The sequence below is a fragment of the Pseudomonas sp. TMP9 genome (assembly GCF_037943105.1).
Lineage (GTDB): Bacteria > Pseudomonadota > Gammaproteobacteria > Pseudomonadales > Pseudomonadaceae > Aquipseudomonas.
Map to the genome: position 1 here is coordinate 687,588 of NZ_CP149803.1, position 15,152 is coordinate 702,739.

The following is a 15,152-nucleotide window of genomic DNA, read 5'->3' on the forward strand; positions in this document are numbered from 1 at the left end:
CCGTATGCGCCGCATCCGCCGCATCCATTTCGTTGGCATCGGTGGCGCTGGTATGTGCGGCATCGCCGAGGTGTTGATGAACCTCGGTTATGAGGTGTCCGGCTCCGACCTCAAGCGCTCGGCTGTCACCGATCGACTGGAAAGCTTTGGCGCAGAAATTTTTATCGGCCACAGCGCCGAAAACGCTGAGCAGGCTGATGTGCTGGTGGTATCCAGTGCGGTCAACACCAGTAATCCGGAAGTGGCCACTGCGCTGGAGCGGCGTATCCCCGTCGTGCCACGCGCTGAAATGCTCGCTGAGTTAATGCGCTATCGGCACGGCATCGCGGTTGCCGGCACCCATGGCAAAACCACCACCACCAGCCTACTGGCGTCAGTATTCGCAGCCGGTGGCCTGGACCCGACTTTTGTGATTGGTGGCCGTCTGAATGCCGCTGGCACCAACGCTCAGCTCGGCAGTAGCCGTTATTTGATTGCTGAAGCCGACGAAAGTGATGCCAGCTTCCTGCATCTGCAGCCGATGGTCTCGGTCGTCACCAATATCGACATGGATCACATGAGCACCTATGGAGGAGACTTCAATAAACTGAAGAAAACCTTCATCGAGTTCCTGCACAACTTGCCGTTTTATGGTTTGGCGGTGATGTGTGTGGACGACCCGATCGTGCGCGAAATTCTGCCGCAAGTGGCGCGTCCGACTGTGACTTACGGCTTTGATGACGACGCCGATGTGCGTGCAATCAATATCCGCCAGCAGGGCATGCAGACCTTCTTTACGGTGCTCCGTCGCGACCGCGAGCCGCTGGATGTGTCGGTCAACATGCCGGGCAATCACAACGTGCTGAACGCCCTTGCCACGATTGCTATTGCCAGCGATGAGGGCATCAGTGATGAGGCCATTATTCAAGGGCTGTCAGGCTTCCAAGGAGTGGGTCGGCGCTTCCAGGTATATGGCGAATTGCCGGTCGAGGGCGGCAGCGTGATGCTCGTCGACGATTACGGTCACCACCCGCGTGAAGTGGCTGCCGTGATCAAGGCGGTACGCGGTGGTTGGCCGCAGCGTCGTCTGGTCATGGTGTACCAGCCGCACCGCTTTAGCCGGACTCGCGATCTGTATGAAGATTTTGTTCAGGTATTGGGTGAGGCCAACGTGCTGCTGCTGATGGAAGTCTACCCGGCAGGCGAAGCGCCCATCCCAGGCGCCGGCAGCCGTCAGCTGTGCCACAGCATTCGTCAGCGTGGCACGCTTGATCCGATCTACATCGAGCGTGGTATTGACCTGGCGCCGATTGTTAAGCCACTGCTGCGTGCGGGCGACATTCTGCTGTGCCAGGGTGCCGGAGATATCGGCGGCCTCGCGCCGCAACTGCTGCAAAGCCCGCTGTTCGCTAAGGCCAGCGACCAGTCAGCGCAGGAGTCGAAATGAGTACCGCGAGCTTGAAGTCTCAGTATCCGGTCAGCGCCTTTGGCCGTGTGGCGGTGCTGTTTGGCGGTAAAAGCGCTGAGCGTGAAGTGTCGCTGAAGTCGGGCAATGCCGTGCTGCAGGCCTTGCAAGCTGCCGGCGTGGACGCTTTTGGGATTGATGTCGGGGCTGATTTTTTGCAGCGCCTGAACAGTGAAAAAATTGACCGCGCTTTTATCGTCCTGCACGGCCGTGGCGGTGAAGATGGCGCGATGCAGGGCCTGCTTGAGTGCGCTGGGATTTCTTACACCGGTAGCGGCATCCTCGCCTCGGCCTTGGCGATGGACAAACTGCGCACCAAACAGGTGTGGCAGAGCTTAGGTTTGTCGACCCCGCGGCATGCTGTGTTGGCCTCAGTGGTTGACTGTGAGTCGGCTGCGGCTGATTTGGGCTTCCCCCTGATTGTCAAGCCTGCCCATGAAGGCTCGAGCATCGGTATGGCCAAGGTAAGCGACCTGCCGGCACTGATTGCGGCTTGGCAGGATGCCAGCGGTTATGACTCGCAGGTGTTGGTAGAGCAATGGATCGCCGGCCCAGAATTCACCATTGCCATGCTGCGTGGTCAAGTGCTGCCGCCGATTGCCCTTGGCACCCCCCACAGCTTTTACGATTACGACGCCAAGTATGTGGCGAATGACACCCAATACCGCATTCCGTGTGGCTTAGCGCCTGCCAAGGAAGCTGAGCTGATGCAGCTCACTGCGCGTGCTTGCGAAGCCGTTGGCACCCAGGGCTGGGCCCGCACTGATGTGATGCAGGATGCCGAGGGCGCCTTCTGGCTGCTGGAAGTCAATACCGTGCCTGGCATGACTGACCACAGTTTAGTGCCGATGGCGGCAAAGGCTGCGGGTCTGGACTTTCAACAGTTGGTGTTGGCGATTCTGGCTGACAGCCTTGAGGCGCGGGGTTAATTCATGACGGCTCACGTGCGTCACCAGCCAGGTTCTTCCCGCGCCCCCGTGCGCGGCAAGCCTGCGCAGCGCGGCGCCAGCCGTTTGGTGATCAAGGAGCCGATGAGCTTGCGGGTAAATTTGCCGAAAACCAATTTCTCTTGGTTGAAGCGTCTGACTTGGCCACTGTTGCTGTTAGGCCTGGGCTACGGCACCTATGAGTTGTCGTTGCGGGCGTTGCCGTATGCCGATCAGCCAATTGCCACTATCAGCGTTGAAGGTGACCTCAGCTACGTCAATCAGCAAGCTGTGCAAGAGCGTATTGCGCCCTACGCCAGCGCCAGCTTCTTCAGTGTTGACCTGCTGAGCATGCGCCACGAGCTGGAATCAATGCCGTGGATTGCCAGCGCGCAAGTGCGCCGTATCTGGCCGGATCAATTGGTGGTGCGTTTAGAAGAACAACTGCCGATTGCCCGCTGGGGCGATGAGGCGTTACTAAACAACCAAGGTGAAGCGTTCGCGCCGTTGGAACTGGCCAATTATCCGCACCTGCCGCAGCTGTATGGCCCCCAGCGCGCGCAGCAGCAAGTGATGCAGCAATACCAGGTACTCAGCCAAATGCTGCGGCCCATGGGCTTCTCCGTGGCGCGCCTGGAGTTACGTGAGCGCGGTAGCTGGTTCCTGTCCACCGGTCAGGGCATCGAATTGTTGCTGGGGCGTGACCATCTGGTGGAAAAGATGCGCCGGTTCAACGCCATTTACGACAAGGCTCTAAAAGAACAACAACCGAATATTGCGCGGATCGATCTGCGTTATGCCAACGGCTTGGCCGTGGCATGGCGTGAACCGTTAGCGCCCACGGCGGCACCAACCGCTGTTGTGCAGTGAATAAGGAGAAGGCAAGAGCCATGGCAAACGTGCAGAGCGGCAAGATGATCGTCGGCCTCGATATCGGGACCTCCAAAGTGGTGGCCTTGGTCGGTGAAGTGAATGCGGACGGCCAGATAGAAATCGTCGGCATCGGCACGCACCCCTCGCGTGGCCTGAAAAAGGGCGTGGTGGTGAATATCGAATCAACCGTGCAATCGATCCAGCGCGCCGTTGAAGAAGCGCAGCTGATGGCGGGTTGCCGTATCCACTCGGCGTTTGTTGGCTTGGCGGGCAGCCATATCCGCAGCCTTAATAGCCATGGCATCGTGGCCATCCGTGACCGTGAAGTAAGCTCAGCAGACCTTGAACGCGTACTGGATGCTGCTCAAGCTGTAGCTATTCCGGCGGATCAGCGCGTATTGCACACCTTGCCTCAGGATTACGTGATTGATAACCAGGAAGGCGTACGTGAGCCATTGGGCATGTCGGGTGTGCGCTTAGAAGCCAAAGTGCATGTGGTCACCTGCGCCGTGAATGCCGCGCAGAACATCGAGAAGTGCGTGCGCCGCTGCGGTCTTGAAGTGGACGACATCATTCTTGAGCAGCTTGCTTCCGCTTATGCCGTGCTCACCGACGACGAGAAAGAGCTGGGCGTGTGCCTGGTGGACATCGGTGGCGGCACTACCGACATCTGCATCTTCACCGAAGGTGCCATCCGCCACACGGCGGTTATTCCGATTGCAGGCGATCAGGTCACTAACGACATTGCCATGGCCCTGCGTACACCGACGCAATACGCCGAAGAGATCAAGATTCGCTACGCCTGCGCGCTGGCCAAATTAGCCGGTGCAGGCGAAACCATCAAGGTGCCGAGTGTCGGTGACCGTCCGCCGCGGGACTTGTCACGGCAGTCCCTAGCCGAAGTGGTTGAGCCGCGGTACGACGAGCTGTTCACTTTGATCCAGGCGGAACTGCGCCGCAGCGGTTATGAGGACTTGATCCCAGCTGGCATCGTCCTCACCGGCGGCACCGCGAAAATGGAAGGCGCCGTTGAACTGGCCGAAGAAATTTTCCATATGCCGGTACGCCTGGGCATGCCCCAGGGCGTGAAAGGATTGGCTGACGTTGTGCGCAACCCTATTTACTCCACAGGCGTAGGCCTGTTGCTGTACGGGCTGCAAAAGCAGGCCGATGGCGTGTCGATGTCGTCGCTCGGCAGCTACAGCAGCGATGAACCCAAACAACCTGTTCTGGAACGGCTAAAACGCTGGGTCCAGAGCAATTTTTGATTTTTGCAGTAGGCGTTATAACTAGAAAATAAGGAGAGGGAAAATGTTTGAACTCGTAGACAGCGCTCCAGCAAGCGCAGTTATCAAGGTCATCGGCGTGGGCGGCGGCGGCGGTAATGCGGTCAATCACATGGCGAAAAATAACATTGAAGGCGTTGAGTTCATCTGCGCCAACACGGATGCACAAGCCCTGAAAAACGTCGGCGCGCGCACCGTTCTGCAGTTGGGCACGGCGGTGACCAAAGGCCTTGGTGCGGGTGCTAACCCCGAAGTCGGCCGTCAGGCCGCGATGGAAGACCGTGAGCGGATCGCCGAAGTGCTGCAAGGCTGCGACATGGTCTTTATCACCACCGGCATGGGCGGCGGTACCGGTACAGGCGCCGCACCCGTAATCGCCCAGGTGGCTAAGGAAATGGGCATTCTCACCGTTGCGGTGGTAACGCGTCCGTTCCCGTTCGAAGGCAAAAAACGCATGCTGATTGCCGAAGAAGGCATCCGTGCGTTGGCCGAGAGTGTTGATTCGCTGATCACCATCCCTAACGAAAAGCTGCTGACCATCCTCGGTAAAGATGCCAGCCTGCTGTCCGCGTTTGCCAAGGCGGATGATGTATTGGCCGGCGCCGTTCGCGGCATCTCCGACATCATCAAACGTCCGGGCATGATCAACGTAGATTTCGCTGACGTGAAAACCGTGATGAGCGAAATGGGCATGGCGATGATGGGCACTGGCTGCGCCAGCGGTCCGAACCGCGCCCGTGAAGCCACCGAAGCAGCGATCCGTAACCCGCTGCTGGAAGACGTCAACCTGCAGGGCGCGCGCGGCATTCTGGTTAACATCACTGCCGGTCCTGATCTGTCTCTGGGTGAATACTCCGATGTGGGTAATATTATTGAGCAGTTCGCCTCCGAGCACGCCACCGTCAAGGTCGGCACCGTGATCGATCCAGACATGCGCGACGAGCTGCACGTAACTGTTGTGGCCACAGGCTTGGGTGCGCGTATCGAGAAGCCAGTCAAGGTTATCGACAATACCTTGCAGGTTTCTGCTGGCGCTAATAACGCTGCTGCTCCATCAGCGCGTGCCGAGCACAGCGTTAACTATAAGGACTACGAGCGTCCAACCGTTCAGCGTCAAAGCCACGGCGGCGCTGCAACAGCGGCTAAGCTGAACCCGCATGACGATCTGGATTACTTGGATATCCCGGCCTTCCTGCGTCGCCAGGCCGATTGATGGAATGTATCAGGAGTATCAAGGTGATTGGTGTTCAGCAAAGATCGGTTCTGCTATCATCGCCGGCCTTTGTTGAAAACTATTCGCAACTAGTGCTATAGCGGTCCAATCCATGATCAGACAACGCACCCTGAAGAACATTATCCGCGCCACCGGCGTCGGCCTGCATTCCGGGGAAAAGGTATACCTGACCCTAAAGCCGGCACCTGTGGACACCGGTATCGTGTTCCGTCGTACCGACCTAGACCCTGTCGTGGAAATCCCCGCGCGTGCAGGTAACGTTGGTGAAACCACCATGTCGACTACCTTAGTCAATGGTGATGTCAAGGTGGATACGGTAGAGCACCTGCTTTCGGCCATGGCTGGCCTGGGCATCGATAACGCCTACGTCGAGCTCTCCGCGTCCGAAGTGCCGATCATGGATGGCAGTGCGGGCCCCTTTGTATTCCTGATTCAATCGGCTGGTTTGCAAGAGCAGGACGCCCACAAGAAGTTCATCCGTATCCTTCGTGAAGTCACGGTTGAAGAGGGCGACAAGCGCGCCACCTTCGTGCCTTTTGAAGGGTTTAAGGTGAGTTTCGAGATCGATTTCGATCACCCGGTTTTCCGCAACCGCACCCAGTCGGCCAGTGTCGACTTCTCCAGCACGTCGTTCGTTAAGGAAGTCAGCCGCGCACGTACTTTCGGCTTTATGCGCGATATTGAGTTCTTGCGTTCACAGAACTTGGCACTCGGCGGCAGCGTCGATAACGCCATCGTGGTGGATGAGTTCCGCGTGCTCAATGAAGACGGCCTGCGTTACGAAGATGAGTTCGTTAAGCACAAGATTCTTGACGCGATTGGCGACCTTTACCTGCTGGGTAACAGCCTGATTGGCGAGTTTAAGGGCTTTAAGTCGGGGCATGCGTTAAACAACCGCCTGCTGCGCACCCTGATCGAGCAAACCGACGCGTGGGAAGTGGTCACCTTTGACGACCCCAACAACGCGCCAATCTCTTACATGCGCCCGGTTGCAGCCGTGTAACGCAACACCCTCCTTTTTTGCTTTTAGAGGCCACCTTCGGGTGGCCTGTTTTTTTGCTGCCCTTTAACAAGGTGGCGCCATTATTCGCTGGGTTTGCCGTGTTTGGCCAAGCGTTCTAAGGCAGCGCGTAATTTGGGGTCGCTGATGCCATCGGCAGTGGCCTGGATGTTTTCTGCAGCGCTGCTGGACAAGCTAATTGTGCGACGTGGTGCATGCCTTTCGGCAGTCGGAGGTTGCACCTTGAACAAGATCTTCGTTAAGGTCGCGAACTCTTCAAGTGCCTGCAGCTGTTTCAACAAGCGTTTTTGTTGATAACGCAGGCGCGTGGCCCAGTGGCCATCAGTGATTATCAGCAGCAGACAGCCCTCGCGCCATGAGGCTACATGGCAGTGTTCGCGAGCAGCAGGTTGCAACTGGCTTTCCAGTAGGTGTTGCAAGCGATCAATGCGTTGCGCTTGATTGAACAACGCCTTCAGGGGCTTCACCTCGCGTAACAGCGCGGCAGGAGCTCGGGCCGGCAAAGGACGAAAAGTCATGGCAGGACGCCTGAAAAAGTGAGGTTGTCATGGTAGCAGAGTCGCTGCTGCCCGCTTTGGCCTCACCACTAGGGGAATGCCATGCATATCATTTTACTCAGCCGGCGCCATGGCGCCGCACGTTCGCTGAGCCTGGAGCTGCGCTGGCTTTTGTTGGCGTTATTGCTGCTACTCAGCGTGGCGCTGGGCGGCGGGGTTGCCGTCGGCGCCTGGTGGGCGCCCGCGACTGTGATCGTGCATGACGATGCGCAGGTGAATCAGGTACTGGATCAACAACGTGCTGAAGTGGGTGCGGTGCGCTTGGATGCACAGCGTCAGCTGGATGCGTTCGCGGTGCATGTGGCTGAGCTGCAGGCGCGCCTGACGCGTTTGGATGCCCTCGGTGCGCGCCTGACCGAGCTGGCTGATCTGGATGCCAGCGAATTCGACTTCTCGCTCAACGTTGGCCAAGGCGGTGCTGAAGATGCCTTGGGTGATTCGGCGTATGCGCCGCCGCCCTTTATGGATGAGCTCGACCAGCTGAGCTTGCGCTTGGACAGTCGCGAGCAGCTGCTGGAAGTGTTGGAGCAGTTGATCGGTGAGCGTCAGTTGAGTGAGGCTGAATACCTGTCCGGCATGCCGGTGCGTAATGGCTACATGTCTTCATCGTTCGGCCGACGTGTGCACCCGCTGACGGGGCGTAACACCCAGCATAAAGGCATCGACTTTGCCGCCAAGGCGGGCAGTGATGTGGTTGCCGTTGCGGCGGGTGTGGTGAGCTTCTCCGGTGTTAAGTCGGGTTACGGTTACACCGTTGAGATCAGCCATGCTGATGGCTACACCACCCTGTATGCGCACAACCAGAGCAATGTGGTCCAGATTGGCGATTTGGTGCAGCGCGACCAAACCATAGCCAAAGTTGGCCGCAGTGGGCGCGCCAGTGGCTACCATGTGCACTTCGAAGTGACTAAAGATGGTCGGGTGGTCAACCCAGCCAGCTACATCGCCCGCGTTGACGGCGTTGAATAACGCCGCTTTCCTCGCTTGCATTTCCGGGTAGAATGCCCACCTCGCACGTAGCCCTAAAGGCTGCCTGGGTCGCTGTTCAGTAGCCCTCAATCCATACGCCTGGAAGATCCTGTCGATATGTTTGCGCCTTTGTTGAAAAAACTCTTTGGAAGCAAGAACGAGCGTGAAGTCAAGCGCATGCTCAAGGCGGTACAAGCCGTGAATGCCGTCGAGGAGCAGATGTTGGCTCTGTCTGATGAGCAACTGCGCGCCAAGACAGATGAGTTCAAAGCCCGTCTAGCCAAAGGCGAAACCCTCGACATGCTTCAGGCTGAAGCCTTTGCAGTCGCCCGTGAAGCCGGTAAGCGCGTCATGGGCATGCGCCACTTCGACGTACAGTTGATTGGCGGCATGACCCTGCACGAAGGCAAAATTGCCGAAATGCGCACCGGTGAAGGCAAGACCCTGGTGGCAACCTTGGCGGTGTACCTCAATGCACTCTCCGGTAAAGGTGTGCACGTGGTCACCGTCAACGATTACCTGGCTCGCCGCGATGCCAATTGGATGCGGCCGCTGTATGAATTTCTCGGGCTGTCGGTGGGCGTGGTTATCCCGTTTATGCCGCCGGACGAGAAGCGTGAAGCCTATGCCGCTGACATCACCTACGGCACTAACAACGAATTTGGTTTCGACTACCTGCGCGACAACATGGCGTTCAGCTTGGAAGATAAATTCCAGCGTGGACTGAATTTTGCTGTGATCGACGAAGTTGACTCCATTTTGATCGACGAAGCGCGCACCCCGCTGATCATCTCCGGCCAAGCCGAAGACAGCTCGCGCCTTTATACCGAGATCAATAAGCTGATCCCGCGCCTCAATCTGCATATTGAGGAAGAGGAAGGCATCGTCACCCAGGAAGGCCATTACAAGGTCGACGAGAAAGCCCGCCAAGTTGAGTTAAACGAAGCCGGCCACCAGTTTGTTGAAGAGATGCTGACCGAAGTTGGCCTGCTGGCCGAGGGCGAGAGCTTGTATTCGGCGCATAACTTGGGTCTGCTGACTCACGTGTACTCGGGTTTGCGTGCGCACAAGCTGTTCAACCGCAACGTTGAATACATCGTGCAGAATAACCAGGTGCTGCTGATCGACGAGCACACCGGTCGGACCATGCCCGGTCGTCGTCTGTCCGAGGGTCTGCACCAAGCGATCGAAGCCAAAGAAGGGTTACCGATTCAGGCCGAAAGCCAGACCTTGGCCTCGACCACTTTCCAGAACTACTTCCGTTTGTACAGCAAGCTGTCCGGTATGACCGGCACCGCGGACACTGAAGCATTCGAGTTCCATCAGATTTACGGGTTGGCGGTGATCGTGATCCCCACCAACCGTGCATTGGCGCGCAAGGACTTCAATGACTTGGTCTACCTGACCCAGGAAGAGAAATACGCGGCCATCGTTACCGATATCAAAGAATGCATGGCCCTAGGCCGGCCGATCTTGGTGGGTACTGCGTCGATTGACAGCTCCGAGTACGTCTCGCGCCTGCTCGACCAAGAGAGCATTGCGCACAAGGTGCTCAACGCGAAGTTCCACGAAAAAGAAGCGGAAATCATTGCTCAGGCCGGTCGTCCGGGCGCGCTAACCATCGCCACTAACATGGCCGGTCGCGGTACCGACATCGTGTTGGGTGGTAACTGGGAAGTTGAAGTTGCCAACCTAGAGGACGCCACACCTGAGCAGATCGCCCAGATCAAAGCGGATTGGCAGAAGCGCCACCAGCAGGTCATTGAATCCGGCGGCTTGCATGTGATTGCCTCTGAGCGTCATGAATCACGGCGTATCGATAACCAGCTACGTGGCCGCTCGGGTCGCCAAGGCGACCCGGGTTCCAGCCGCTTCTACCTGTCGCTGGAAGACAATCTGATGCGTATCTTTGCCTCCGACCGGGTGAAGAATTTTATGAAAGCGTTAGGCATGCAGTCCGGTGAAGCCATCGAGCACCGCATGGTCAGCAATGCGATCGAGAAAGCCCAGCGTAAAGTTGAAGGGCGCAACTTCGACATGCGTAAGCAGTTGCTGGAATACGACGACGTGGCCAACGAGCAGCGCAAAGTGATTTATCACATGCGTAATACGCTGCTGGCTGCTGACAACATCGGTGAGACCATTGCCGACTTCCGTGGCGAAGTGCTGGATCAAACCATCAACCAGCATATCGCCCCGCAGTCACTGCCTGAGCAGTGGGATATTGCCGGCTTGGAAGAGGCAATCTTCAGCGGCTTCAACCTGCGCTTGCCGATCCAGCAGTGGTTGGACGATGACCACAAACTCTACGAAGAAACCTTGCGTGCGCGCATTCTTGAAGAGCTGATCACGGCTTATAACGAGAAAGAAATCGAAGCCAGTGCCGATGCGCTGCGCACCTTCGAGAAGCAAATTTTGCTGCGTGTACTCGACGACCTGTGGAAAGACCACCTGTCGACCATGGATCACCTGCGCCACGGTATTCACCTGCGTGGCTATGCGCAGAAAAATCCTAAGCAGGAATACAAGCGTGAGTCCTTCACCCTGTTCCAAGAACTGCTGGATTCGATCAAGCGTGACACCATCCGTGTACTCTCTCATGTGCAGGTGCGCCGCGAAGACCCGGAGTTAGAAGAAGCGCGTCTGCGTCGTGAAGCTGAGGGCATGGCTGCGCGTATGCAGTTTCAGCACGCTGAGGCCTCTGCGCTGGCGGCAGAAGTGGCTGGTGAGGAAGGTGAGGCCGCTGTTGCTGTTGCACCGGTGCGTACTGAACCGAAGATCGGTCGTAACGAGTCGTGCCCGTGCGGTTCCGGCAAGAAGTACAAGCATTGTCACGGTCAGGTCAGCTAAGCCGACTGCTGTAGCGCGGGTCAAGCCGACAGTAATGTTGGTTATGCTGACCGCTAGAACAACGCCGCGAACGGTCTGACCGTTCGCGGCGTTTTACCATCGCATTCAGATGTATCAAACCTCAAGGAGCGTTCGCTATGGCTGTTGGTCTTGGCCCGTTGTCTACCCTGCACCCGGTTCCAGGTTTCGAGTTGGGCATCGCTTCGGCGGGTATCAAGCGCCCGGGGCGCAAGGATGTGGTGGTGATGCGTTGTGCCGAAGGGGCCAGCGTGGCGGGCATTTTTACCCTCAATGCGTTCTGCGCAGCACCGGTCATCCTGGCCAAGAAGCGCGTGCTGGGTAACGTGCGTTACCTGCTGACCAACACCGGCAATGCCAACGCAGGCACCGGCGAGCCGGGCCTGCACAATGCCATGCGTACCTGCGCCGCTCTGGCCAAGCTGGCGAGTGTTGATGAGAGTGCGGTACTGCCGTTCTCCACCGGGGTGATCGGTGAGCCGCTGCCGGTGGAGAAAATCGAAGGTGCCTTGCAGGCCGCCCTAGATAACCTAGCGTTAGACAACTGGGCTGACGCCGCCACCGGCATCATGACCACCGACACCTTGCCCAAAGGCGCCAGCCGCCAGTTCCAGCATGACGGGGTGACGGTGACCGTGACGGGCATCAGCAAGGGCGCCGGGATGATTCGTCCTAACATGGCCACCATGCTCGGTTACATCGCCACCGATGCCAAAGTGGCCCAGGCCGTGCTGCAAGACTTGCTGCGCGATGCGGCGAACAAGTCGTTCAACCGCATCACCATTGACGGCGACACCTCGACGAATGACTGCTGCATGCTGATCGCCACGGGTAAAGCCGCTCTGCCAGAAATTACCCAGGCCAGCGGCGACCTGTTCGCCAAGCTCAAAGATGCGGTGTTCAGTGTGTGCATGGATGTTGCCCAAGCCATCGTGCGCGACGGTGAAGGCGCGACCAAGTTCGTCACCGTGCAGGTCAATGGCGGTGGTACGCATCAGGAGTGCTTGGACGTTGCCTATGCTGTGGCCCACTCACCGCTGATCAAAACCGCGTTATTTGCCTCTGATCCAAACTGGGGGCGCATTCTGGCGGCTGTTGGTTATGCCGGCGTGGCGCAACTGGAGGTCAGCCTGATTGATGTGTTCCTCGGTGACGTGTGCATCGCCAGCCGGGGCTGCCGCGCTGCGAGCTACACCGAAGAGCAGGGTGCAGCGGTGATGGCCAAAGAAGAAATCACCATCCGCATCGAACTGGGCCGCGGTGGTTGCAGTGAAACCATCTGGACCACCGATCTGTCCCACGAGTACGTCAAGATCAACGCCGAGTACCGCACCTGATCATTCACTACCTGTGTCGGGCTCACCGCATTCCCGTTGCTTATGCCCCCATAAGCAACGGGAATTTGCTATTCGGCGGGTCGCCTCTTAAGGTCGTTTGACCTTCTCGCCTTGAGCGCAACACATGTCTTTAACTTTGATCATCGGTGACAAAACCTATTCGTCTTGGTCGCTGCGTGCGACGCTGGCCGTGGAATTAACCGGTGCGGTTTATGACGAGCAGCTTATCGCGCTCAACCGCCCGGATACCCGTGCGCAGATTCTGCAGCACTCACCGACCGGTAAGGTACCGCTGCTGATCAGTGAAGACGGTCCGGTCTGGGATTCGCTGGCGATTGCCGAGTACCTGGCCGAGCGTTTTGTCGATGCCCAGTTGTGGCCTCAGGCCCGCGATGCTCGGGCATTGGCGCGCAGTGCCTGCGCGGAAATGCACAGCGGCTTTGTCGCGTTGCGTACTCACTTGCCAATGGATCTCAAGCGTAATCAGGCACTGGCTGAGATACCGGCTGATGCAATGGCCGATATTCAGCGCATCTGTGCGCTGTGGGCGGAGTGCCGCCAGCGTTTTGGTCATGGCGGTGCCTTCCTGTTTGGGCAGCCCTGCTTGGCAGATGCCTTCTTTGCCCCGGTGGCGGCGAGGTTGCGCAGTTATCAGGTAGTGCTACCGGCGGAGGCTGCTGCCTATGTTGAGGCAACCTATCAGTGGTCGGCGTTTCAGCGCTGGTATCAGGCCGCTCTGGAGGAACATTTAGCGTGAAGCGCATTCATGTAGTCGCCGCGGTAATTCGCGGCATTGAGGGGCAGATTCTGCTCGCTAAACGTTCCGCGGATAAGCACCAAGGCGGTCTCTGGGAGTTCCCTGGGGGTAAGGTTGAAGCGGGTGAAACGGCGCAAGAGGCGTTGGCCCGGGAATTACACGAAGAGCTGGGTATTCGCCCCAGTGCGTCGCGCCCGCTGATTCAGGTGCGGCACGATTACCCAGACAAACACGTGCTGTTAGATGTCTGGGACGTTTCAGCGTTTAGCGGCGAACCCCACGGCGCTGAAGGTCAGCCGCTGGCTTGGGTCAGCCCTCGGCAGCTGAGTGACTATGAATTCCCAGCGGCAAATCAGCCGATTGTCGCGGCTGCGCGTCTGCCCGAACATTACCTGATCACGCCCGATGGCTTGAGCGGCCCCGAATTGCTACGTGGTATTCAGGCCGCCGTGAAGAGCGGTATCCGCCTGTTGCAACTGCGCGCGCCAGCGATGTTTGATGCGCAGTACCGCGATATTGCCGTGGATGCTCTTGGGTTGTGTGCCGGCAAGGCGCAGCTGATGCTGAAGGGGCCGCTGGAATGGTTGGGTGACTTTCCAGCAGCTGGCTGGCACCTGACCGCCAAGCAACTGCGTGAACTGAGTGCCGGTGGTCGACCGTTATCGAAAGAACGCTGGCTGGCCGCCTCATGCCATTCGGCGGAGGAATTAGCGCTGGCAGCAAAAATGGGTGTGGACTTCATCACCCTGTCGCCGGTTCAGGCGACTCAGACTCATCCCGATGCTGAGCCACTCGGTTGGCCGCACGTCAGCGCGTTGCTGCAAGGCGTTAACCAACCGGCTTATTTACTAGGCGGCGTCATGCCCAGTGATGTTGAGCGCGCGTGGCAAGCCGGCGCCCAAGGTGTGGCGGGTATTCGCGCGTTTTGGCCGCAGTGAGTCTTTCTATAGGCCGCGTTGGGCGGGTTAGTTATGCCTATTGACGCCCGCTCCCCGTCGAATATGCGCCCTAGCACCCTGCACCTACCCCGCGGCCAATGGCTTACGGTTATCGATTGCCTGTGTGGGCACTTTCCGGCGATTAACCGTGAGATTTGGTTGCAGCGCTTCGCCCGTGGCCGCGTGTTGGACGGGCAGGGGCAACCGCTTGGGCTGGACGCAGCCTACCGCGAAGGGCTTAAGGTGCATTACTTTCGCGAAGTACCGGCAGAGACACCGATTCCCTTTGAAGAGGCGGTGTTGTATGTCGATGAGCACATATTGGTGGCCGATAAGCCGCATTTCCTGCCGGTGATGCCGGCCGGTGAGTACGTCGAGCAGACGTTACAGGCACGGCTGGCCAAGCGCTTGGGCAACGACGATTTAGTGCCATTGCACCGCATTGACCGCCATACCGCCGGCTTGGTGCTGTTTTCGACCAATCGACAAAGCCGCGGCCAATACCAAGCGCTGTTTCGCTTGCGGCAGATGGACAAGTGCTATGAAGCGCTGGCACCGGCCTTGCCCGAGTTGCTGTTCCCGCTGGTGCGCATGACACGACTGGACGCTGCCGAGCCATTCTTTCGTATGCAAGAAGTCGCTGGCGTTGCCAACACCGAAACGCGCATCGAGGTTGCTCAGCGCTTAGCGGGTCACTGGTTGTACCGGCTTTATCCGGTCACAGGTAAAAAGCATCAACTGCGTGTGCATCTGGCGGCGCTGGGTGCACCGATTCTCAATGACCCTTTTTATCCTGAGGTCACTGATGCGCCGGGTGCCCCTGATGATTACAGCAAACCGCTGAAGCTGCTGGCCCGCGGGCTGGCATTTATTGATCCGCTGACTGCTGAGCTGCGCCGTTTCGAAAGCCAGTTGAGTTTGCTGTGAGGATGTAGCCCGGAT

General features: G+C 58.2%; 13 protein-coding genes. 12 read left to right on the forward strand and 1 reads right to left on the reverse strand.

Features of this window, described 5'->3' with window-relative positions; genetic code table 11:
• The first annotated feature begins 4 nt into the window (after positions 1–4).
• From murC to lpxC, 6 genes are all read left to right on the forward strand, one after another.
• Entirely contained in the window at positions 5–1,426 is a 1,422-nt protein-coding gene (gene murC, locus WF513_RS03315; RefSeq protein WP_339083393.1) for a UDP-N-acetylmuramate--L-alanine ligase, read from the forward strand.
• Positions 1,423–2,373 carry a D-alanine--D-alanine ligase gene (locus tag WF513_RS03320; protein WP_339081425.1) on the forward strand — a complete coding sequence of 317 codons (951 nt, stop codon included), beginning with the start codon at positions 1,423–1,425 and terminating at the stop codon, positions 2,371–2,373. The genes murC and WF513_RS03320 overlap by 4 nt, the downstream gene beginning before the upstream one ends.
• Positions 2,374–2,376: 3 nt before the next feature.
• Positions 2,377–3,240, forward strand: a complete 864-nt coding sequence (locus WF513_RS03325; RefSeq protein WP_339081427.1) for a cell division protein FtsQ/DivIB — start codon at positions 2,377–2,379, stop codon at positions 3,238–3,240.
• 20 nt (positions 3,241–3,260) lie between these two features.
• The gene (gene ftsA, locus WF513_RS03330) at positions 3,261–4,511 is read left to right on the forward strand and encodes a cell division protein FtsA (protein ID WP_339081429.1); all 1,251 of its coding nucleotides are present in this window, start codon (positions 3,261–3,263) and stop codon (positions 4,509–4,511) included.
• Positions 4,512–4,554: 43 nt separating this feature from the next.
• A complete protein-coding gene (gene ftsZ / locus WF513_RS03335) occupies positions 4,555–5,742 on the forward strand; it encodes a cell division protein FtsZ (protein ID WP_339081431.1) in 1,188 nt (395 codons plus the stop codon).
• Between the two features lie 112 nt (positions 5,743–5,854).
• Positions 5,855–6,766: a UDP-3-O-acyl-N-acetylglucosamine deacetylase gene (gene lpxC / locus WF513_RS03340; RefSeq protein ID WP_339081433.1), complete on the forward strand. Its 912-nt coding sequence runs from the start codon at positions 5,855–5,857 to the stop codon at positions 6,764–6,766.
• A gap of 80 nt (positions 6,767–6,846) precedes the next feature.
• Here lpxC and WF513_RS03345 read toward each other — a convergent pair whose 3' ends face one another.
• Positions 6,847–7,302, reverse strand: coding sequence for a DciA family protein (locus tag WF513_RS03345; RefSeq protein WP_339081435.1), 456 nt, complete (start codon positions 7,300–7,302; stop codon positions 6,847–6,849).
• A gap of 81 nt (positions 7,303–7,383) precedes the next feature.
• Between WF513_RS03345 and WF513_RS03350 the strand changes: the two genes are divergently transcribed.
• The 6 genes from WF513_RS03350 (at position 7,384) to WF513_RS03375 (ending at position 15,137) form a co-directional block, all read left to right on the forward strand.
• Entirely contained in the window at positions 7,384–8,310 is a 927-nt protein-coding gene (locus WF513_RS03350) for a M23 family metallopeptidase (protein WP_339081436.1), read from the forward strand.
• A 117-nt stretch (positions 8,311–8,427) separates the two neighbouring features.
• Positions 8,428–11,160 carry a preprotein translocase subunit SecA gene (secA, locus tag WF513_RS03355; RefSeq protein ID WP_339081438.1) on the forward strand — a complete coding sequence of 911 codons (2,733 nt, stop codon included), beginning with the start codon at positions 8,428–8,430 and terminating at the stop codon, positions 11,158–11,160.
• 137 nt (positions 11,161–11,297) lie between these two features.
• Positions 11,298–12,515, forward strand: a complete 1,218-nt coding sequence (argJ, locus tag WF513_RS03360; RefSeq protein WP_339081440.1) for a bifunctional glutamate N-acetyltransferase/amino-acid acetyltransferase ArgJ — start codon at positions 11,298–11,300, stop codon at positions 12,513–12,515.
• Between the two features lie 124 nt (positions 12,516–12,639).
• Positions 12,640–13,272: a glutathione S-transferase family protein gene (locus WF513_RS03365; RefSeq protein ID WP_339081442.1), complete on the forward strand. Its 633-nt coding sequence runs from the start codon at positions 12,640–12,642 to the stop codon at positions 13,270–13,272.
• Entirely contained in the window at positions 13,269–14,210 is a 942-nt protein-coding gene (locus tag WF513_RS03370) for a Nudix family hydrolase (protein WP_339081444.1), read from the forward strand. The genes WF513_RS03365 and WF513_RS03370 overlap by 4 nt, the downstream gene beginning before the upstream one ends.
• 33 nt (positions 14,211–14,243) lie before the next feature.
• Positions 14,244–15,137, forward strand: coding sequence for an RluA family pseudouridine synthase (locus WF513_RS03375; RefSeq protein ID WP_339081446.1), 894 nt, complete (start codon positions 14,244–14,246; stop codon positions 15,135–15,137).
• Positions 15,138–15,152 lie beyond the last annotated feature (15 nt).